The sequence below is a fragment of the Martelella endophytica genome, assembly GCF_000960975.1.
Classification (GTDB): domain Bacteria; phylum Pseudomonadota; class Alphaproteobacteria; order Rhizobiales; family Rhizobiaceae; genus Martelella; species Martelella endophytica.
Map to the genome: position 1 here is coordinate 189141 of NZ_CP010803.1, position 19974 is coordinate 209114.

A 19974-nucleotide genomic window follows, 5' to 3' on the forward strand; every position below is an offset into this window, starting at 1 on the left:
ATAGCGCATTAATTCAGGAAACCGAACAGGCGCGGCAGCGTCAGGCTGAGCGCCGGAACATAGGTGATGAGAAAGATGACAGCGACCTCGACGGCGAGGAACGGCAGCACGGCCCGCGCCACCGTCTCGACCTTGAGCCGCGAGACCGAGGCGGTGACGAACAGCACCAGCCCCATCGGCGGCGTCATCAGCCCGACCGTGAGATTGACCGCCATGATGATGGCGAAGTGCACAGGCTCGACGCCCATCTGCACGAAGATCGGCCCGAGGATCGGCCCCAGGATGATGATCGCCGGCCCCGCATCCAGAAACATGCCGACAATGAACAGCAGCACGTTGATCAGGAACAGCAGCAGCAGCGGGTTCTCGGTGAGGCTCAACATGAAGCCGGCGAGCATTTCCGGCGTGTGCGCCAGCGACGCGACCGTCTTGAAGGCCATGGCCGCACCAACGAGCAGCAGCACCACGGATGAGGTTAGCCCGGCCCGCGTCAGGATCGACGGCACATCGGAAAACTTCAGCGTGCGCAGCACGAAGAAGCCGATGAAGAAGGCATAGGCGACGGCGATCGCCGAGGCCTCCGTCGGGGTGAAGATGCCGCCCAGAATGCCGCCCATGATGATGATCGGCGTCAGCAGCGGCCAGAAGGCCTTGAGGCTCGCCTCGCCGCGCTCTTTCCAGCTCGCCCGTGGTTTTGCCGCTGGCAGGCCCTCGCGCTCCGCCAGGAAACGGACCAGCACCATCAGCGCCAGCCCGATGACCACTCCCGGCACGACCCCCGCCAGAAACAGCGCCGCGACACTTTCGCCCATGACATAGGCATAGATGATCATGATGCCCGACGGCGGAATGATCGGGCCGATGATCGAGGAGGCTGCGGTGACGGCGGCGGCGAACTTGCGCGAATAGCCCTCACGCTCCATGGCCGGGATCATCATCGAGCCGAGCGCCGAGACATCCGCCACGGCCGAGCCCGAGAGGCCGGCAAAGAGCATCGAGGAAAGGATGTTCACATGCGCCAGACCGGCGCGGAAGTGGCCGATCACGGCCTGAGAGAATTCCACCAGCCTTGCGGTGATGCCGGCCCGGTTCATCAGTTCGCCGGCAAGCATGAAGAACGGCACGGCCATCAGCGGGAAGCTGTCCATGCCATTATAGACGTTGCGGTAAAGCAGCACGATGTCGCGTTCCTGGCCGTTGAACCAGAGCAGCAGCGCCGGTGCGGCGATCAGTGCGAAGACCACCGGCAGACCGATGAACAGGAAGACGAGGAAGAGCGGCAGGAACAGGCTCAGCATCATTCGCCCTCGAGCGTCCGGTCGACGGGAAGCGGTTCCAGCCGGTCGCCGGCGCCGCCAAGGCTCGCGAGCAGGCGCAGCACCATCTCGCAATTGACCGACAGCATCAGCGTCACGCCGGTCGCGAGCGAAGCCATCATCGCCGCGCGCGGCACCTTCATCCACTCGGTCATGTCGATCGAGACCGGGAGCTGCAGCGCCGGCATGGCGAAGCGCCCGCCGATCCCCGTGACCTCGGCCCAGCCGATGCGCATCGCCGCATAGAGAACGACGGCCGACACCAGCGCCATGGCGAGACTGAGGATCAGGGCCAGCCGGACGGGCAGGAAACGCGAGACCATGTCGATACTGACGAAGCCGCCGTGGCGAAAAGCCGTCGGCGCCATCAGCCCGACCATCCACAGCATCAGGAAGCGTGCAAGTTCCTCGGTCCAGGCAAGCGCGTCGTTCAGCACATAGCGGAAGAAGACCTGGATGAGGATGGTGATGACCATCAGCCCGACGAGAGCCGCCCCGAGCAGGAGGCAGAACCTGAGCAGCGGCGCGTTGACCCGCGCGAGAAATTTGGCCAAAGCCAGCAGAGGACCCATCAGCTTTCCGTGTTCACCGCCCCGGTTGAAAGCTCTGCCGCCGCCAGACGCCGCACGCGACCGCTTTCTTGCGCCGTCCACAGGATATCCGGAGATGCCGTGGCCGAAGCACGTCTTTTGGTGAGCTATACACGGCGCATCGGCAGGCGGCAAACGACTGTCGTGAAACCAACAGGCACTTGCTTGCGTATTCGTGAGCTGAAACGCTGAATTTGATGGACGGAGGCGCAATGTCAGCGGTAACTTCAACGGAAACCCTAACGCCCAGACCACCATGCGCCGACCGCTACTCGACTTTGACACATCCGCACCGCGCCAGGACGGCGATACCCTGGACATCATTCTCGAGACGGTCCGCACCCATCTCGACATGGATGTCGCCTATGTCTCTGAGATCATCGGCGACGATGCCGTGTTCCGGGCGGCGAGCGCACCGGGTCGCGAGGCGCTTGTCGGCCCCGGCAAGACGATGGACCTCCGGCAGGTCTATTGCCGGCGGATCATCGACGGCGCCCTGCCGCGGCTGATGGCGGACACCAGCAAGCACCCGCTCGCCGTCGCGCTGCCGATCACCAGTGCCGTGCCGATCGGCTGCCATATGAGCGTGCCGCTGCTGCGCGAAGACGGCAGTGTCTACGGCATGTTCTGCTGCCTCGGCACCAAGCCCAACCCTTCCCTCGGCCAACGCGACCTGGAGGTGATGGAAACCTTCGCCAATCTCGCAAGCCGCCAGATCAACGAAGGCATCCAGCGCCGCAAGGAAATCGCCGCTGCGGAGGAGCGTATCGAAGCTGCGCTGCGCGAGGATGGGTTCCACATGGTGCTGCAGCCGATCGTCTCGCTTGCGACCGGTACCCCGATCAAGTTCGAGGCTCTGTCGCGGTTCAACGGCCTCCCGCAACGCCCGCCGAACCTCTGGTATGATGAGGCGCACCGCATCGGCCGGCAGGTGGAGCTCGAGATTGCTTCGATCGAGAACGCGCTGCGGCTGCTTGAGCGGCTGCCCGCCGACATGTCGATCGGCGTCAATGCCTCACCCGCCACCATCGCCACCGGCGCCCTGACCGAGGTCGTCCGCAGGTCCGAGCCGAAGCGCATCATCGTCGAGATCACCGAGCATGCGGTCGTCGAAGACCATGACAGCCTTGCCGCCGAACTTTCGAACCTGCGCCGCCTAGGGGTGAAAACCGCTGTCGATGATGTCGGGGCAGGTTTCTCGGGCCTCGTCGCCCTTTTGAAAATGCAGCCCGACATCCTGAAACTCGACGTCGAGCTCATCCGCGACATCGATACCAACCCGGCCAAGCAGGCGCTGGTGCTCGGCATGGTCCATTTCGCCGAACAGACCGGCGCGATCACCATCGCCGAGGGGGTGGAAACGGAAGCCGAGCGCGAAACGCTGAAGAGCCTGCGCGTCGTCAACGGCCAGGGTTATCTCTTCGGCCGTCCGATGGCGATCGCCGCCGCGCTGGAGTGGCTGGCGGCAAACCGCGACCCGGCGGCGCGGGCGACCTGAGAAGGCCCTCCATCGCATCCAGACATCGCTCGAGCCTTGGAGATCTCCAGCCCGCCGCGGGCATCAAGGCTGGTGGCGGCGGTGCGCTGCTTGTCACACCGGGAAATATCGATTAAGCGCACCGTCTTAACCGGCTTTTGTGGTAGTCAGTCCTCATGATCACGCTCAAGACCAAATATGCCTTGAAGGCCCTGATGGTGCTGGCGGACGAGAAGGCCGCGAAGGGCGATGCGCTGCGCATTGAAGAAATCGCCAAGCGCTCGGACGCGCCGAAGCGGTTTCTCGAGCATATTCTGCTCGACCTGAAACGGGCCGGCTTCATCGGCTCGCGCCGCGGCCGCAACGGCGGCTACGAGCTCATCAAGGATGCCAGGACGATCTCGCTTGCGACCGTGCTGCGCCTGATCGACGGCCCGCTCGCGCCCCTGCCGTGTCTGTCGCGCAACGCCTATCAGCGCTGCGAGGACTGCACGGACGAAGAGACCTGTCGCGTGCGGGCCGTGTTTGGCGGGTTCTATTCTGCCTATATCCTGATGGTCGAATCCCTGACGCTAGCGGATCTGCAGCAAGACGCCCGCCCCCTTGAGCGCTTCGGACTGAACTGAATTTCCGTTCAAAATCAACAGCTTTTAATCACGACCAATATAAACGTGTTTTTGCTGTTGCAAATCACGATAAAGTCTGTCGTATTAATCGTATCTTGCATAGAGGCCCGTCTGCGGCGCCAAAGCCGCTACCGGGTTCGCGTCAAGACCGCCGCGTGAAGCGGCCCGTGGCCAGCAGAGGAGAGCCAGATGTACCGCACCGTCGTGATCGATCTTCATGTACTCGCACTTGGCCTGGCGGCCGATGGCCAGCCTCCATCGAAAGCCCCCGAAAAATCAGCCCGCCCCAAAAGCCGCAAAGCCAAGGCCCAGTCCGGCTGGCGCCAAAGGCTTGCGGGCGTCTTCACCGGACTCGGCATGCTGCTCGCGGCCGCCGCATCCGCCGAGGCCAGGGATGAGCTGCTCAATGTCTCATACGACCCGACCCGCGAATTCTACAGGCAATATAACGAACTGTTCGAAAGCTGGTGGCAGGCCGAGGGTCATGAGCCGATCACCATCAAGCAGTCGCATGGCGGCTCCGGCGGCCAGGCCCGTGCGGTGATCGACGGGCTGGAGGCCTCGGTGGTGACGCTGGCGCTTTCGGCCGACATCGACGCCATCGCCGAGCAGACCGGCAAGATCCCGGCGGACTGGCAATCGCGCCTGCCGCACAATTCCTCGCCCTATACCTCGACGATCGTGTTTCTGATCCGCGCCGGAAACCCGAAGGGCATTCACGACTGGGGTGACCTCGTGCGCGACGATGTGCAGGTCATCACACCGAACCCCAAGACCTCCGGCGGCGCACGCTGGAACTTCCTCGCCGCCTGGGGTTGGGCGATGAAGCAATACGGAAACGACGAGAACCAGGCCAAGGCCTATCTGTCGGCGCTCTTCCACAACGTTCCGGTGCTCGACACGGGCGCGCGCGGCGCCACCAACACCTTCACCCAGCGCGGCATCGGCGATGTCCTGCTTGCCTGGGAGAACGAGGCCTTCCTGGCGCTCGCCGAAGCCGGCGATGGCGCGTTCGAAGTCGTCGTGCCATCTGTTTCGGTTCTGGCCGAGCCGCCCGTGGCGCTCGTCGACGGCAACATCACCACTGACGAAGAGCGTACGGCCGCAACTGCCTATCTGGAACACCTGTACAGCCCGGAAGCCCAGGCGCTGGCGCTGAAGAACTTCTACAGGGCCTGGGACACCTCCGCGGCCGCGCCCGAAGACATTGCCCGCCTGCCAGACGTGGAACGCCTGACGATCGATTCCTTCGGCGGTTGGGCCAAGGTACAGCCGGCCTTCTTCGGCGACGGCGGCATCTTCGACCAGATCTACGGGGAATAGGCCATGCGGACGGGCATCCTTCGCGCGCCCTCGGCGCTACCGGGCTTCGGACTGAGCTTCGGCATAACCCTGACGCTTCTGTCCGTCATCGTCCTGCTGCCGCTTGCGGCCCTTCTCGGTCGCGGCGCAACAATCGGCCCCGCCGAACTCTGGACGGTAATCGCCAACCGGCGCGTCCTTGCCGCGCTTTCGCTCTCCTTCCGCGCGGCGCTCGTCGCCTCGCTGTTCAACCTGGCCTTCGGGTTGCTACTCGCCTGGGTTCTGGTGCGCTACCGGTTTCCCGGAAGGCGGCTCGTCGACGCTGCCGTCGACCTGCCCTTTGCCCTACCGACTGCCGTGGCCGGCATCGCCCTGACCGCGCTTTATGCGCCGAACGGCTTCTTCGGCCAGGCCTTCGCGGCCGCCGGCATCAGGATCGCCTATACCGAATACGGGATATGGCTGGCGCTGATCTTCGTCGGCATGCCCTTCGTCGTGCGCACCGTTCAGCCGGTGATCGAGGAAGTCGACTCCGAATGCGAAGAGGCGAGCGCCACCCTTGGCGCAAGCCGCCTCTACACGCTCCGCCGCGTGGTGCTGCCGGTGCTGACGCCGGCGCTGCTCACCGGCTTTGCCCTGGCGCTGGCCCGCTCGGTGGGGGAATACGGGTCGGTGATCTTCATCGCCGGAAACCTGCCCTACAAGACGGAAATCGCGCCGCTTCTGATCGTCATCCGGCTCGAGGAGTTCAACTACGATGCCGCCGCGGCGATCGGCATCGCCATGCTGGTGATCGCCTTCACGATCCTCCTCGCCATCAACGCAATCCAGGTCTGGACCAGAAGGAGGATCGGCAATGGCTGAGACCGCATTCATCCCCGTCACCACGGAAAGCAAGCACGCACGCCTGATCCTCTGCATCATCGCCCTGTCGCTGGTCGGCCTGCTGCTGCTTGCCCCGCTCGCGGTGATCTTCGTGATGGCGCTCGCGGATGGCTTCAGGGCAGCCGTGGAAGGCATCTCCAGCCCCGATGCGCAAAGCGCCATCCGTCTGACGCTGATCGTCTCGGCCATCGTCGTGCCGCTCAACGCCATCTTCGGCGTCGCCGCCGCCTGGTCGGTCGCCAAGTTCGACTTCCGCGGCAAGGCGCTGCTGATCACGCTGATCGACCTGCCGTTTTCCGTTTCGCCCGTGGTCGCAGGCCTGTCACTGGTTCTGCTCTTCGGCAGTCACGGTGCCTTCGGCGCCTGGCTGATCGCGCACGACCTGAAGATCGTCTTCGCCTTTCCCGGGCTTCTCCTGGCGACGCTGTTCGTCACCTTCCCGTTCATTGCCCGGGAGCTCATCCCCGTCATGATCGAACAGGGTCGCGCCGAGGAGGAAGCCGCTCTGACGCTCGGCGCTTCGGGCTGGCGCGTGTTCTGCACCGTAACGCTTCCCAACATTCGCTGGGCGCTGCTCTACGGCGTGCTGCTGTGCAATGCCCGGGCGATGGGTGAGTTCGGCGCCGTTGCCGTGGTGTCCGGCAAGATCCGCGGCGAGACGACCACGATGCCGATCATGATCGAGATGCTCTACAACGAATATCTTTCAGTTGCAGCCTTCTCGCTCGCCGCCCTGCTCGCCCTGCTTTCCCTTGTCACCCTCGCGCTCAAATCCCTGCTCGAATGGCGTTATGCCGGCCAACTCGCCGCCACCCGGCGGCACTGAAGGAGGACTGATCCGATGCATATCGAAATCGATGAACTGGCGAAGGAATTCGACACCACGCGGGCGCTGCATCCGGTGTCGCTGTCAATTCCCTCGGGCGCCCTCGTGGCCCTCCTCGGCCCCTCGGGCTCCGGCAAGACCACGCTGCTGCGCATCCTCGGCGGACTTGAATTCCCGTCCTCCGGACGTGTGCTGTTCGAGGGAACCGATGCGACGGGCCTTACCGTACAGAAGCGCCGCGCCGGCTTCGTCTTCCAGCACTACGCGCTCTTCCGCCACATGACGGTGTTCGAGAACATTGCTTACGGACTGAGGGCGCGCAAGCGCAGCGAAAGGCCGCCGGAGGCGGAGATCGTCCGGCGGGTAAACCGGCTTCTGGAGATGATCCAGCTTCCCGATATCGGCACGCGATATCCGAGCCAGCTTTCCGGCGGTCAGCGCCAGCGGGTTGCCCTTGCGCGCGCACTCGCGATCGAGCCGCGCATGCTGCTTCTCGACGAGCCTTTCGGCGCACTCGACGCCAAGGTCCGAAAGGAACTCCGCCAGGGGCTCCGCCATATCCATGATTCGACCGGGCTGACGACGATCTTCGTCACCCACGATCAGGAGGAGGCGATGGAACTTGCCGATCTTGTGGTGGTGATGTCGATGGGCCGGATCGAACAGGCCGGCAAGCCCGCCGACATCCGCGCCCGCCCCGCCACCGAATTCGTCCGCGCCTTCACAACGGCCTGAGGGACCGCCGGCGCACGCAATCGCGTGGGCACGAAACGCCAAACATATCAGAATGTTGAAAGTGAATTGGTGCCCAGAAGAGGACTCGAACCTCCACACCCTTGCGAGTACCAGCACCTGAAGCTGGCGCGTCTACCAATTCCGCCATCTGGGCAATGACGGCTCGTTTAAGAGGCGCGCGGAGATTAGTCAACGGGTATTTGAATTTTTCGTCTCAAAAAATTCATGTTGGCCGCCGCGCCTCCCGGGCGGGCTGTCAACCGCGCCCTCAGCTTCGCCGATGCGGTCGACATGGCCGAGATCGCGCTCGGGATCGATGATGTCGCGGACACGCTGTTTCAGCTCCTTGGGACCGGGGAAACCGCCATCGCGCTTGCGTTCCCAGATCAAGGTCTCGTCGAGCCAGATCTCGAAGATGCCTCCGGTGCGCGGCTCGAGCGTCACGGCGCCAAGTTCCATCGAGAAAGTGCTGAGCAGTTCCTGCGCCATCCATGCCGAACGCATCAGCCAGTTGCACATGCTGCAATAGACAATCCTGACCTTCGGTTTCTCGTCCATCTGTCGTCTCCACACTGCCGGTTTCCCAAGCCATAGCAGGCTTCGGCCATATGGCAACAACCGCTTTCAGGCCGAACCGCGGCTCTGCCTGGAACCAAACTTCGCCCTCGGCAGTTGCTTTTCGAGGCGAAATGCGCCTTTCTACCCTAAAGGAATTTTGTGGATGAGTGTCACTTTGAAAATCGCACCGATCACGGCTCTGGCCGTCAGCACCTTGCTGATCGCAGGCTGCACCACTTACGACCAGCAGCGCTATACGCCGCCGCCGGCGCAGCAGCCGCAGCAGCCGACCTCCATGGTCGATGGCCAGTGGCTCGACAAGAACGGCATCATCTCGAACTTCTACGCCGGCACCTTCGAGACCCGTACCAGCGACACCAACCAGGTGCTGGCGACCGGTACGTATACCGAAGTCGGCAACAACGTCGTCGAAATCGATCTGACCTCGGTGCTGCGCCAGACCAGGAGCCGGGTCAACTGCGCCGTCGTCAGCAACTATCTGATGAACTGCACACCGAGCCAGGGCTCGCAATTCTCGCTCTACAAGCCCGCAAACGCCCCGATCGGCTTCACCCTCGACAACGTGCCTGTGGCAAGTGCCACGCCGCCGTCGACGGCAGCACAGGCCAATCCGATGGGTTCCGCAGCGCCAGCGGCCGTCGGCACCTTCTCGTCATCGCAGATGGGCGTCACCTTCTGAGCGAGGGCCGCCGCAGGGCAGGATGCCGGGCCTGATTGGCGAAGCGAGCGCTTCCCCGGCTAATTTGACCAGAAAGTCAAAAAAGTCTTTTCCAGCTCTTGACGACAGGGCGAAAAGCATCGTCACATTCGTTCGTTACGTTTTGACGGCGGCTTGGCCGCGTTGCCTTTCGAAAACAGGAGTTTGGTCATGAATTCCCTTTCCCGGGCCGCCGTTCTGGCGGCCTCCGTGGTACTCGCATCCACGGGAAGCGCCTTTGCCGATTTCGATCTCGAGATCCTGCACAATAACGATTTCCATTCGCGTTTCGATTCCATCAACGGCTATGATTCCGCGTGCTCGGCAGAGGACGAGACCGCCGGCGAGTGCTTCGGCGGCGCCGCACGGCTGCTGACCGCCGTCAACGAGACCCGCGATGCGCTCGAAGCCGAGGGCAAGAACGTCATCCTGCTGAACGCCGGCGACAACTTCCAGGGGTCGCTGTTCTACACGACCTACAAGGGCGCGATGGAAGCCGAGTTCATGAACATGCTCGGCTATGACGCGATGACGGTCGGCAATCACGAATTCGACGACAGCGAAGACGGGCTGAAGACCTTCCTCGACATCGTCACTTTCCCGGTCGTCACCGCCAATGTGAAGACCAATGCCGATTCGACCGTTAGCGGCATGATCGAGCCTTCGATCGTGCTCGATATCGACGGTGAGAAGGTCGGCATCATCGGCGCCGTGACCAATGACACGCCGGAACTCGCAAGCCCCGGCAAGAACATCGACATCACCGTCGATGTCGACGCGATCACCGCCGAGGTCAAGAAACTCACCGATGAGGGCGTCAACAAGATCATCGCGCTGACCCATGTCGGCTATCCGCGCGACCTTGCCGCGATCGCCGTCATCCCCGGCGTCGATGTCGTCGTCGGCGGCCATTCGCACACGCTGCTTTCCAACACCGACGAGAAGGCGGAAGGCCCCTACCCGACCATGGTCGACAATCCGGACGGCTACCAGGTTCCGGTCGTTCAGGCCAACCAGTATGGCAAGTATCTCGGCGATCTCGACGTCGTCTTCAATGATGACGGCGTCGTTACATCGGCCAAGGGCGATCCGATCCTGCTCGACGCCTCGTTCGAACCGGATGCCGATGTCACCGCCTGGATTGCTGAAAAGGCCAAGCCGATCGAGGCCCTGAAGACGAGGGAAGTCGGCGAATCGACGGCGCAGATCGTCGGCGACCGCAATGTCTGCCGTGCCGAAGAGTGCTCGATGGGCAACCTCGTCGCCGATGCCATGCTTGCGCGTGTCAAGGACCAGGGCATCACGCTCGCCATCCAGAACGGCGGTGGCGTTCGCGCCTCGATCGATGAAGGCCCCGTGACCATGGGCGAAGTGCTGACGGTTCTGCCCTTCCAGAACACGATCGCCACCTTCCAGCTCAAGGGCTCGGACGTCGTGGCCGCGCTTGAGAACGGCCTCTCCCAGATCGAAGAGGGCGCCGGCCGTTTCCCGCAGGTTTCCGGCATGAAATACACCTATGACCTCAGCAAGGAGCCGGGCAGCCGCGTCGTTTCCGTCGAGGTTGCCGACGGCAATGGAGGTTTCGCACCGATCGAGCCGGAAACGGTCTATGGCGTTGTCACCAACAACTTCATGCGTTCCGGCGGCGATGGCTACGCCGTCTTCGCCGACGAAGGCATGAATGCCTATGATTTCGGGCCCAACCTCGAAGACGCCGTTGCAGAATATCTCGGCACCAACAGCCCTTATACGCCGTACACGGATGGCCGCATTACCAATGTCGCCAAGTAAGCTGTCATAGCTTTGCAGACGAGATGGCCCGGCGATCGCGCCGGGCCATCTTGCTATTGCCGGAACGGCGGGCGATATGCCGCAATCGGTAATCTGGAACCACACCGTCGACGTATTATATTGAGGGCTGCAAACGCGCCGCACTTTGCTCACGACTGACACAGGATCAACATCCATGACCGACATCCACGCCATAAGGCCGGAAAATCATCCTGAAATCGCGATTGGGAAAGTCGGTGTCCTGCTCGTCAATCTCGGGACCCCGGACGGCACGGACAAGAAATCGATGCGCCGCTATCTGGAGGAATTCCTGACCGACAAGCGCGTCATCGAATGGCCGCGCGCACTCTGGTACCCGATCCTCTACGGCATCGTGCTTGCCCGCCGGCCCGCCAAGGTGGGCAAGGCCTATGAATCGATCTGGAACCGTGATCTCGACGAGAGCTATCTGCGCACCTACACCCGCAATCAGGCCGTAAATCTTGCCGCCACCTTTGCCGGCAATCCCAACATCGTCGTTGACTGGGCGATGCGCTATGGCAACCCGTCGATCCCGGACAAGATAGCCGAACTGAAGGCTGAAGGCTGTGACCGGATCGTGCTCTACCCGCTCTATCCGCAATATGCCGCCTCGACCACCGCGACGGTCAACGACAAGGCCTTCCAGGCGCTCCTGAAGATGCGGTGGCAGCCGGCGCTCAGAACCGTGCCGCCCTATCACGATGACCCCGTCTACATCGATGCGCTGGCGCGCTCTGTGGAAGCCCATCTCGCGAAGCTCGACTGGGAACCGGAGATGCTGATCACCTCGTTCCACGGCATTCCGGTCTCCTATTTCAAGAAGGGCGATCCCTATCACTGCCAGTGCCGCAAGACAGGTCGCCTGCTGCGCGAGCGTCTCGGCCTTTCCGAGGACAAGTTCATGGTCACCTTCCAGTCCCGCTTCGGGCCGGAAGAATGGCTGCAGCCCTATACCGACAAGACCGTCGAAATGCTGGCGCAAAAGGGTGTTAAGCGCATCGCCGTGATGAACCCCGGTTTCGTCTCCGACTGTCTCGAGACACTCGAGGAGATCGGCGAACAGGCCCATGAAAGCTTCATCGAGAACGGCGGCGAGCACTTCACCCATATTCCCTGTCTCAACGACAGCGAAGATGGTATGCGGGTGATCGAGCATGTCGTGTCCCGTGAACTCAAGGGCTGGATAAACTGAACAAGGTCGGCACACCGGCCAACGGAGGAAATGACATGGATATGCTGACAGGCTTTTCCGTTACCATCATCGTGCTGGCCTTTCTGGTGCTGCTCACGCTCTTTGCCGGCATCAAGACCGTGCCGCAGGGCTATGGCTATACCGTCGAGCGCTTCGGCCGGTATACCCGCACGCTGACGCCCGGCCTCAACCTGATCATTCCGTTCATCGACACGATCGGCAAGCGCATCAACGTGATGGAGCAGGTGCTCGACGTGCCCGAGCAGGAAGTCATCACCCGCGACAATGCCAGCGTGGAAGCCGATGCGGTCGCCTTCTACCAGATCCTCAATCCCGCAAGCGCCGCCTATCAGGTTGCCAATCTGGAGATGGCGATCCTGAACCTGACCATGACCAATATCCGCTCGGTGATGGGCTCCATGGATCTCGACGAACTGCTGTCCAACCGCGATTCGATCAACGAACGTCTCCTGCGTGTCGTCGATCTCGCGGTCGAACCGTGGGGCGTGAAGGTCACCCGTATCGAGATCAAGGACATCCGCCCGCCGACCGACCTTGTCGAAGCCATGGGCCGGCAGATGAAGGCCGAGCGCGAAAAACGCGCCCAGATCCTTGAGGCGGAAGGCAGCAAGACAGCGCAGATCCTGCGTTCGGAAGGCTCCAAGCAATCCGCCATTCTGGAAGCCGAGGGCGAGCGCGAAGCCGCCTTCCGCGAGGCCGAGGCCCGCGAACGTCTGGCAGAGGCGGAAGCCAACGCCACCCGCTCCGTCTCGCTTGCGATCGCCGAGGGCGATGTTGCCGCGATCAACTACTTCGTCGCGCAGAAATATACCGAAGCCATGGCTTCGATCGGCACTGCGAAGAACTCCAAGGTGGTGCTGATGCCGATGGAAGCGTCCTCACTCATCGGCTCGCTCGGCGGCATCGGCCAGATCGCCCGCGAAGTCTTCGGCTCGGATGGAGATGCAGGTGCCACCACACAGCCGCGCCCGTCCCGTTCGACACCTACGGTAGGCGCCCGTCGCCCCGATAGCGAAAGCTGACGCCAATGGATCTGGTCGGCATCATCTCATCGACAGGCCCGTGGGGCTGGATCATTGCCGGCCTGCTGCTGCTCGTCGCAGAACTCATCGTGCCCGGCGTGTTCCTGATGTGGATCGGCATCGCCGCACTCGTTCTCGGCATCCTGTCGCTGGTGCTCTGGCCGTTCGGCTTCTGGGGCTGGCAGTTGCAGCTTCTGCTGTTTGCAGTCTTTACGGCGGCGAGCATCATCATCGGCCGGCGCGTTCTGTCGAACCACGATACCGCCTCCGACCAGCCTTTCCTCAACCAGCGCGCGGCCGGTCTTGTCGGCCGCACGGCAGTGCTGATCGAACCGATTGACGGCGGACGCGGCCGCATAAAGCTCGACGACACGATCTGGGTCGTCGAGGGTCCTGACCTTGCCGCCGGCACGCATGTGCGCATCGTCTCCGGCGACGGCCGCAATCTCACCGTCGCGCCGGTGGAATAGCCTCAGTCGCGGGCCGGACGACCGGTCGGGTTGAAGCCGCAATCGAGACTTCCCGGCCGGCCGGGAAGCGAAAGTGCGGCGACCTTCGGCTCAACCTTCGAAATCACCTTGCCATTGCGCATCACGATAAGTCGCGCCGGCTTCAGCCGAAGCGCCTCGATGACATCCTCGGCCTGCAGCATCACCAGATTGGCTTGATTACCCACCGAGAGCCCGTAACCATCGAGCCCGAGCGCCTTGGCCGAATTGACGGTGATGCAGTCGAAGATCGCCTTCTTGTCCTCGATACTCGCCATCTGCGTCACGTGGATCGCCATGTGGGCAACCTCCAGCATGTCGCCCGAGCCCATCGAATACCAGGGGTCCATCACACAGTCATGGCCGAAGGCGACATTGATGCCGGCAGCGAGGAGTTCGCGCACCCGCGTCATGCCGCGCCGCTTCGGATAGGTATCGTGCCGGCCCTGCAGCATGATGTTGATCAGCGGATTTGGAATGGCGTTGATCTCGGCCTCCGCGATCAGCGGGATCAGCTTCGAGACATAGTAATTGTCCATCGAATGCATCGAGGTCAGATGCGAACCCGCGACCCGGCCCTGCAGTCCATGGCGAACGGTCTCGGCCGCCAGCGTCTCGATGTGGCGCGACATCGGATCGTCGGTCTCGTCGCAATGCATGTCGACCGACAGGCCACGCTCGGCGGCGATACGGCAGAGTGCTGCGACGGACTTCGCGCCATCGTCCATGGTGCGTTCGAAATGCGGAATGCCGCCGACGACATCGACGCCCATGTCGAGGGCACGGTTCAGCGATGCCTCGCCGTCTTTCGCGCGGTAATACCCATCCTGCGGGAAGGCGACGAGCTGCAGGTCGATATAGGGTGCAACCTTCTCCTTGACCTCAAGCATCGCCTCGACGGTCGTCAATTTCGGATCGGAGGTATCGACGTGGGTGCGGATGTGGAGCAGCCCTTGAGACACGGCGAGATCGCAATAGGAAAGCGCCCGCTCCACAAGTGCCTCGACAGTCAGAGTCGGCCGCAGCTCGCCCCAGAGCGCAATGCCTTCGAGCAGCGTTCCGGAGACATTCATGCGCGGCAGGCCGAGCGACAGCGTCGCGTCCATGTGGAAATGCGGATCGACGAAGGGCGGCGAGATCAGTCGGCCCGTGGCGTCGATGGTCTCGGCGGCCTCCGCCACAAGGTTTGCCTCGATGGCTGCGATCCTGCCACCGGCAATGGCAATGTCCATGCCTGTGCGGCCATCGGGAAGGTTGGCATTCTTGATGATCAGATCGAACATGGTTTTTGCCTTTTCTCATTGCGAGCGGTGCGCTTTGCGCCTGCCTCGCCTATCTCGCTTCCGTCATGCTCGGGCTTGTCCCGAGCATCCAAGCACGTCTCGCCGCGACTGGCGCGCCGGATGTGCCAGACCGCCGACGCAGATCGCGCTCTCTGGTGGTTAGATCCTCGGGACAAGCCCGAGGATGACGCCCAGGGGGAGGCAAGGCTATCAAACAAACGCCATTCCCCTCACCTTTCCCCGCGCCGATAGGGCTGCATCAGCGCCTGCGGCACCCTTGCGCGGCGCGCCATGACAGCCAGCGCCGCAATCGACAGCAGGTACGGGATCATCAGGAAGATCTGGTAAGGCACGGCGCCGTCGAGCGCTGTCTGCAAGCGCAGCTGGAAACCATCGAAGAAGGCGAAGAGCAGTGCGCCGAACAGCGCCCGCTCCGGCCGCCACGAGGCGAAGACGACGAGCGCGATACAGATCCAGCCACGGCCCTGCACCATGGTCGGAAAGAAGGAATTGAACGCCGAGAGCGTCAGGAAGGCGCCGCCGACGCCCATCAGCGCGCTGCCGGCAATGACGGCGCCATAACGCATCGCCATCGGATTGACGCCCTGCGCCTCCGCCGCATGCGGGTTCTCGCCGGACATGCGGATCGCAAGCCCTAGTGGGGTCTTCGCCAAAATATAGGCGAGCACGATGGCGAGAAGGATGGCGAGATAGGTCGGCGCGGTTTGGGTGAAGAAGGCGGGGCCGATGAAGGGCAGGTCCGACAGGCCCGGAATGTTGATCGGCTGGAACGGTTCGACCGTCGGCGGCGAACCGGAAACCGGCACCATCAGCCGGAACACGTAATAGGCAATGCTTGACGCAAACAGCGTGACGCCGAGGCCGGAGACATGCTGCGACAAGCCCAGCGTGACGGTGAGCACGGCATGGAGCGCGCCGAAAACGGCCCCGCCGAGCGCCGCGACCAAAAGCCCGGCCCACAGATCGGCGCCGTTATAAACGGCAAGCCAGCCGACCATGGCTCCGAAGGTCATGATGCCCTCGATGCCGAGGTTCAGCACACCGGAGCGTTCCGACAGCAGCGCACCGAGCGTGCCAAGGATGAGCGGTGTCGCGATGCGCAGCACGGCGGCCCAGAGGCCGGCGGAGGCGAGAATGTCGACCAGCGTATTCATCGGCGCACCCTGTATTGCGTGAAGAAGACGGCGACCAGCATGGAGATCAGCGACAGCGCCACGGTGACATCGGCGATATAGGTCGGAATGCCGAGCGAGCGGCTCATGCCGTCCGCGCCGACGAACATGATCGCGGTAAACAGCGCCGCCAGCACCACGCCGAGCGGATGCAGATTGGCGAGCATGGCGACGACGATGCCGGAGTAACCATAGCCCGGCGACAGATCCGTCGTCACATAGCCCTTGACGCCAAGCACTTCGATAGAGCCTGCAAGGCCCGCAAGCCCGCCGGAAAGCATGGCGACCAGCACCAGCGTGCGCCCGAGCGGAACGCCGGCGAAGATCGCGCCCTTGGGGTTGAGGCCAACTGCGCGCGAGCGCATGCCGAAGGTCGTGCACGACTGGATGAAATGGACGATGAAGGCAAAGGCGACTGCGACGACGAGCCCGATATGAAGCCGCGAGCGGTCGATGAGCTTCGGCAGTCGCGCTGCCCTCTCGACCGCTTCGGATTGCGGCCAGCCGAATGCAAGCGGATCCTTCAGCACAGTATCGATCAGCATCGAGACGAACAGGATGGCAACGAAATTCAACAGCAGCGTCGTCACCACCTCGTCGACGGAAAAGCGAAGCCGGAGCCACAGCGGCACCAGAAGAAGCACCATGCCGGCGACAGCACCGCTCGCCATCAGAAGCGGTATCTGCACGGCGCCGGGCAGACCGGCCGTCAGATTGGCGCCAACGGCGGCGGTGGCGATGGCGCCAAGATAGAACTGGCCTTCGCCGCCGATATTCCAGAGCCGGGCGCGGAAGGCGACGGCGGCGGCAAGGCCGGTGAGGATCAGCGGTGTCGCGCGCGTCAGCGTCTCGGTCGCGGAAAGCTTCGAGCCGAAGGCGCCGACGAGGATCTTCCAGTAGGCCTCGAATACCGGCGCGCCGGCAAGCGCGATCAGCACACCGGCGACAGCGAGTGCTGCCGCCACCGCAATCAGCGGCGTTGCGATAACAAGGGCAAGCGGCCGGTGCTCGCGCCGTTCAAACCGCATGGCCGGCTCCCTTCCATTCGCCGGCCATCATCAGGCCGAGCATCTGCGTATTGGCGTCTTCGGCGGCAACTGGCGGCGAAAGCCTGCCGCCGACGATCGCCTGAATGCGATCGGCAAGCGCCATCACCTCGTCAAGGTCTTCAGAGATCAGCAACACGGCAGTGCCCGCGCGGCGGGCAGCGAGGATGCGCTCGTGCACGGCGGCAACCGCTCCCTCATCGAGCCCGCGCGCCGGCTGGGCCGCCAGCAGGATCTTCGGATGTTCGATGAGGTTCCGCCCGAGGATCAGCTTCTGCATGTTGCCGCCGGAGAGCAATCGCGTGCGGCTCGCAGCCGTGCCGCCGCGCACGTCAAACCCCTTGATGATGTCATTGGCGAAAGCCGTCGCCTTCTTCCGGTCAACGAGGCCTTTTTTCGAGTAATCGGAAATCCGCTCCAGAACAGCATTTTCCCAGATCGCCATTTCGCCGATGGCGCCCTCGCCGTTGCGATCCTCCGGTACGCGGCCAATGCCGAGCGCGATGGCATCGGCCACCGAGAGATCGTCAACACCCTTGCCGAAAACCACCAGATCGCCGGCAGAGCGTTTCGCCGTGCCGCTTAGAAGCGCGGCGAGCGTCGACTGACCATTGCCGGAAACGCCAATAATGCCGAGCACCTCGCCGGCATGCACCCTGAAATCGACAGCCTTCAGCCGGTCGACGCCATCGATGCGGACAGTCACGCCGGCCGCTTCCAGCACCACAGGACCCGGCGTCGCGGGTTCGCGCACCGGGCGTTCCACCTTGCGGCCGACCATGAGTTCGGCAAGCTCCGCCTTGCTGGTTTCGAATGCCCTTCGCTCGGCCACCTGCCGGCCGCCGCGCAACACGACGACGCGATCGGCGGTCGCCATCACCTCGTCCAGCTTGTGGGAAATGAAGATCAGCGACAGGCCCTGCGCCGCCATCTCCTTCAGCGTCGCAAACAGCTTCTCGGCTTCCGGCCCGGTCAGCACCGCCGTCGGCTCATCGAGCACGAGAATGCGGGCATCGTTATAGAGCGCTTTCAGGATTTCGACGCGCTGCTGTTCGCCGACGGAAAGGTCGCCGACACGGGCATCAGGATCGACTGCAAGGCCGAAGCGCGCAGAGATTTCCGTCAGTTTCGCCCGGCCCGCCTTTGTGTCCGAGGCGAGCGAAAACAGGCTTTCCGTGCCGGTCATGACATTTTCGAGCACTGTGAGATTGGGGGCGAGCGAGAAATGCTGGTGGACCATGCCCACCCCGGCGCGGATCGCCGCGCGCGGACTGCCGGGGACAAGCTCCTGGCCCATGACGCTGACAGAACCCGTGTCCGGTACGTAATGGCCAAAAAGGATGCTCATCAGCGTCGTCTTGCCGGCGCCGTTTTCACCAAGCAGCGCGATGATCTCGCCCTTTTCGAGCGTCAGAGAAATATCATCATTGGCGAGCGTGTCGCCAAAGCGCTTGGAGACGCCGGAAATTTCAAGAACACTCATGCGTCCGCTCCCGCAATCTGAAAGGGATGTTGCCATCGGCCTTCCGCCTCAAGCCGCGCGGCAAGCGCCAGTAGCAGTTCCTCACCGCCCATCGGCGCGAAAACCTGTATCGGCAGCGGCAATCCGTCCGCATCGGCCCCGAATGGAACCGTTATTGCCGGAAATCCTGAGGCATTGGCAAGGGCAGCGAGCGGCGCGAACGCCTGCATCCGCGCAAAATGAAGCTCGACATCATCATGATCGGTCGGAAAGCTGCCGAGCGGCTTTGGTGCCGAGGTCAGCATCGGCGCGATCAGGCAATCGATGTTTTCGAAGACCCGCCAGAAATCGCGCGCAATGAACGCCAGGCGATTGACGATGCCCCAAGCCTCGGCCCCGGTCATGGCAGCGCCACGAGCGATGACAGCCTGCGTCATCATCTCCGTGCGGCTGACGTCAAACCCTGCAGTCACCGCGAATTCCGCGAGATTGATGGCCGCGATATCGGCAAAGACGGCGGCGCTTTCGTTCGCCAGGCGCTCAATGTCGCGCCAGGAGAGAGAGACGAGCCGGTGCCCGTCGCCCTCCAGCGCCCGCGCAGCCTCTTCGAGGACGACAAGACGTGCCGGATCGCAAGCGATATCGCCGCTATCGGTCAGCAAACCGATACGCAGCGATTTCTCGGCTGGGACGAAAGGAACTGGTTCAGCAAACGGTCCGCGCGGATTGCCGGAAAGGGCGGCAAACGCAGCCTTCGCATCCCGCACCGAACGACAGACGGCAAGCTCGGTCGCGATACCGCCAAGGTAGTTTCCATAGCCCGGCCCCGCCGGCATCGCGCCGCGTGAGGGCTTCAACCCGACAAGCCCGCAGCAGGCCGCCGGCACGCGGATGGAACCGCCGGCATCGGTTGCGTGGGCGATGGAAACAATCCCCGCCGCGACCGCAGCTGCAGCTCCCCCGGAAGAGCCGCCCGGCGAAAGGCTTTCGGAGAGTGGATTGCGGCAAAGCGGACCCTTCTGCGGTTCGCTAGCCAGAGACAGGCCGAATTCTGGGCTTGTCGTCAGCCCGAACAGGCAGAAGCCGGCGTCACGAAAGCGTGCGGCGAGATCGCTGTCGGCGGCTCGATCCGCCCCGTCAAGGGCTTTCGATCCGGCGGTGACAGGAAGCCCTTGAAACGGGCCACCCAGATCCTTGGCAAGCGTCGGCACACCGCCAAACGGCATGATAGAACGAAGGTCCGCCGGCAGGCGGTCAAACCTGTCGGCGGCATCAAGTCCGGCCGCATCATCGATGGAGCAGACTGCGCCCAGATGGGCGTTATCGTTGGCGGCGGCAAGCGATCGCTCCATCGCCTGCCGCGCCGATATCCGCCCGGAGCCGATCGCGGCGGCGAGCGCGGTCGCGTCGGCTGGCATATCG

At 63.2% G+C, this 19974-nt stretch carries 17 protein-coding genes, 1 tRNA gene and 2 pseudogenes; 11 read left to right on the plus strand and 9 right to left on the minus strand.

Annotated features, from left to right (window positions below; all coding sequences use genetic code 11):
• Window positions 1–8: 8 nt before the first annotated feature.
• Both TM49_RS00865 and TM49_RS00870 read right to left on the minus strand, forming a co-directional pair.
• Window positions 9–1298, minus strand: a complete 1290-nt coding sequence (locus tag TM49_RS00865) for a TRAP transporter large permease (RefSeq protein WP_045684557.1) — start codon at window positions 1296–1298, stop codon at window positions 9–11.
• Entirely contained in the window at window positions 1298–1888 is a 591-nt protein-coding gene (locus TM49_RS00870) for a TRAP transporter small permease (RefSeq protein ID WP_045679133.1), read from the minus strand. The genes TM49_RS00865 and TM49_RS00870 overlap by 1 nt, the downstream gene beginning before the upstream one ends.
• A gap of 274 nt (window positions 1889–2162) precedes the next feature.
• Here TM49_RS00870 and TM49_RS00875 point away from each other — a divergent pair, with 274 nt between their 5' ends.
• From TM49_RS00875 to TM49_RS00900, 6 genes and pseudogenes are all read left to right on the plus strand, one after another.
• On the plus strand, window positions 2163–3404 hold the full coding sequence (locus TM49_RS00875; protein ID WP_045679134.1) for a sensor domain-containing phosphodiesterase: 1242 nt from the start codon (window positions 2163–2165) through the stop codon (window positions 3402–3404).
• Between the two features lie 155 nt (window positions 3405–3559).
• Entirely contained in the window at window positions 3560–4009 is a 450-nt protein-coding gene (locus TM49_RS00880; protein WP_045679135.1) for an RrF2 family transcriptional regulator, read from the plus strand.
• A gap of 357 nt (window positions 4010–4366) precedes the next feature.
• A complete protein-coding gene (locus tag TM49_RS00885; RefSeq protein WP_045684559.1) occupies window positions 4367–5332 on the plus strand; it encodes a sulfate ABC transporter substrate-binding protein in 966 nt (321 codons plus the stop codon).
• A 3-nt stretch (window positions 5333–5335) separates the two neighbouring features.
• Window positions 5336–6175 carry a sulfate ABC transporter permease subunit CysT gene (cysT, locus tag TM49_RS00890; RefSeq protein WP_045679136.1) on the plus strand — a complete coding sequence of 280 codons (840 nt, stop codon included), beginning with the start codon at window positions 5336–5338 and terminating at the stop codon, window positions 6173–6175.
• Window positions 6168–7022 (plus strand): sulfate ABC transporter permease subunit CysW, encoded by an 855-nt coding sequence (gene cysW, locus TM49_RS00895; protein WP_045679137.1) that lies wholly within the window; start codon window positions 6168–6170, stop codon window positions 7020–7022. The genes cysT and cysW overlap by 8 nt, the downstream gene beginning before the upstream one ends.
• 15 nt (window positions 7023–7037) lie before the next feature.
• Window positions 7038–7745 (plus strand): annotated as a pseudogene (locus TM49_RS00900) (sulfate/molybdate ABC transporter ATP-binding protein); the annotation flags it as partial.
• A 79-nt stretch (window positions 7746–7824) separates the two neighbouring features.
• On the opposite strand, the gene TM49_RS00905 reads toward TM49_RS00900, so the two are convergent.
• Window positions 7825–7911: transfer RNA gene (locus tag TM49_RS00905), tRNA-Leu, on the minus strand.
• Between the two features lie 128 nt (window positions 7912–8039).
• Window positions 8040–8315, minus strand: a pseudogene (locus TM49_RS00910) (Rdx family protein); the annotation flags it as partial.
• 163 nt (window positions 8316–8478) lie between these two features.
• Between TM49_RS00910 and omp10 the strand changes: the two are divergent.
• The 5 genes from omp10 to TM49_RS00935 all read left to right on the plus strand — a co-directional run bounded on the left by omp10 (window position 8479) and on the right by TM49_RS00935 (window position 13550).
• The gene (gene omp10, locus TM49_RS23265; protein ID WP_144409416.1) at window positions 8479–9015 is read left to right on the plus strand and encodes an outer membrane lipoprotein Omp10; all 537 of its coding nucleotides are present in this window, start codon (window positions 8479–8481) and stop codon (window positions 9013–9015) included.
• 189 nt (window positions 9016–9204) lie between these two features.
• On the plus strand, window positions 9205–10824 hold the full coding sequence (locus TM49_RS00920) for a bifunctional metallophosphatase/5'-nucleotidase (RefSeq protein WP_045679138.1): 1620 nt from the start codon (window positions 9205–9207) through the stop codon (window positions 10822–10824).
• 175 nt (window positions 10825–10999) lie between these two features.
• Entirely contained in the window at window positions 11000–12037 is a 1038-nt protein-coding gene (gene hemH, locus TM49_RS00925; protein ID WP_045679139.1) for a ferrochelatase, read from the plus strand.
• A 35-nt stretch (window positions 12038–12072) separates the two neighbouring features.
• Entirely contained in the window at window positions 12073–13080 is a 1008-nt protein-coding gene (locus TM49_RS00930; protein ID WP_045679140.1) for an SPFH domain-containing protein, read from the plus strand.
• Between the two features lie 5 nt (window positions 13081–13085).
• On the plus strand, window positions 13086–13550 hold the full coding sequence (locus TM49_RS00935) for an NfeD family protein (protein WP_045679141.1): 465 nt from the start codon (window positions 13086–13088) through the stop codon (window positions 13548–13550).
• 2 nt (window positions 13551–13552) lie between these two features.
• On the opposite strand, the gene TM49_RS00940 is transcribed toward TM49_RS00935, so the two are convergent.
• The 5 genes from TM49_RS00940 to TM49_RS00960 all read right to left on the minus strand — a co-directional run bounded on the left by TM49_RS00940 (window position 13553) and on the right by TM49_RS00960 (window position 19970).
• Entirely contained in the window at window positions 13553–14851 is a 1299-nt protein-coding gene (locus tag TM49_RS00940; RefSeq protein WP_045679142.1) for an amidohydrolase family protein, read from the minus strand.
• 230 nt (window positions 14852–15081) lie between these two features.
• Entirely contained in the window at window positions 15082–16026 is a 945-nt protein-coding gene (locus TM49_RS00945; protein WP_045679143.1) for an ABC transporter permease, read from the minus strand.
• A complete protein-coding gene (locus TM49_RS00950) occupies window positions 16023–17072 on the minus strand; it encodes an ABC transporter permease (protein WP_045679144.1) in 1050 nt (349 codons plus the stop codon). The genes TM49_RS00945 and TM49_RS00950 overlap by 4 nt, the downstream gene beginning before the upstream one ends.
• Window positions 17062–18573 (minus strand): ABC transporter ATP-binding protein, encoded by a 1512-nt coding sequence (locus TM49_RS00955; protein WP_045679145.1) that lies wholly within the window; start codon window positions 18571–18573, stop codon window positions 17062–17064. The genes TM49_RS00950 and TM49_RS00955 overlap by 11 nt, the downstream gene beginning before the upstream one ends.
• A complete protein-coding gene (locus TM49_RS00960; RefSeq protein ID WP_045679146.1) occupies window positions 18570–19970 on the minus strand; it encodes an amidase in 1401 nt (466 codons plus the stop codon). The genes TM49_RS00955 and TM49_RS00960 overlap by 4 nt, the downstream gene beginning before the upstream one ends.
• Window positions 19971–19974: the final 4 nt, after the last annotated feature.

Bases quoted from the DNA above. Each gene is read 5' to 3' on its own strand.
- TM49_RS00960 (WP_045679146.1), bottom strand. From the start codon at position 19,970: ATGCCAGCCGACGCGACCGCGCTCGCCGCCGCGATCGGCTCCGGGCGG.
- TM49_RS00880 (WP_045679135.1), top strand. From the start codon at position 3,560: ATGATCACGCTCAAGACCAAATATGCCTTGAAGGCCCTGATGGTGCTG.
- omp10 (WP_144409416.1), top strand. From the start codon at position 8,479: ATGAGTGTCACTTTGAAAATCGCACCGATCACGGCTCTGGCCGTCAGC.
- TM49_RS00945 (WP_045679143.1), bottom strand. From the start codon at position 16,026: ATGAATACGCTGGTCGACATTCTCGCCTCCGCCGGCCTCTGGGCCGCC.
- TM49_RS00865 (WP_045684557.1), bottom strand. From the start codon at position 1,298: ATGCTGAGCCTGTTCCTGCCGCTCTTCCTCGTCTTCCTGTTCATCGGT.
- cysT (WP_045679136.1), top strand. From the start codon at position 5,336: ATGCGGACGGGCATCCTTCGCGCGCCCTCGGCGCTACCGGGCTTCGGA.
- TM49_RS00950 (WP_045679144.1), bottom strand. From the start codon at position 17,072: ATGCGGTTTGAACGGCGCGAGCACCGGCCGCTTGCCCTTGTTATCGCA.
- TM49_RS00930 (WP_045679140.1), top strand. From the start codon at position 12,073: ATGGATATGCTGACAGGCTTTTCCGTTACCATCATCGTGCTGGCCTTT.
- TM49_RS00940 (WP_045679142.1), bottom strand. From the start codon at position 14,851: ATGTTCGATCTGATCATCAAGAATGCCAACCTTCCCGATGGCCGCACA.
- hemH (WP_045679139.1), top strand. From the start codon at position 11,000: ATGACCGACATCCACGCCATAAGGCCGGAAAATCATCCTGAAATCGCG.
- TM49_RS00885 (WP_045684559.1), top strand. From the start codon at position 4,367: ATGCTGCTCGCGGCCGCCGCATCCGCCGAGGCCAGGGATGAGCTGCTC.
- cysW (WP_045679137.1), top strand. From the start codon at position 6,168: ATGGCTGAGACCGCATTCATCCCCGTCACCACGGAAAGCAAGCACGCA.
- TM49_RS00935 (WP_045679141.1), top strand. From the start codon at position 13,086: ATGGATCTGGTCGGCATCATCTCATCGACAGGCCCGTGGGGCTGGATC.
- TM49_RS00875 (WP_045679134.1), top strand. From the start codon at position 2,163: ATGCGCCGACCGCTACTCGACTTTGACACATCCGCACCGCGCCAGGAC.
- TM49_RS00955 (WP_045679145.1), bottom strand. From the start codon at position 18,573: ATGAGTGTTCTTGAAATTTCCGGCGTCTCCAAGCGCTTTGGCGACACG.
- TM49_RS00920 (WP_045679138.1), top strand. From the start codon at position 9,205: ATGAATTCCCTTTCCCGGGCCGCCGTTCTGGCGGCCTCCGTGGTACTC.
- TM49_RS00870 (WP_045679133.1), bottom strand. From the start codon at position 1,888: ATGGGTCCTCTGCTGGCTTTGGCCAAATTTCTCGCGCGGGTCAACGCG.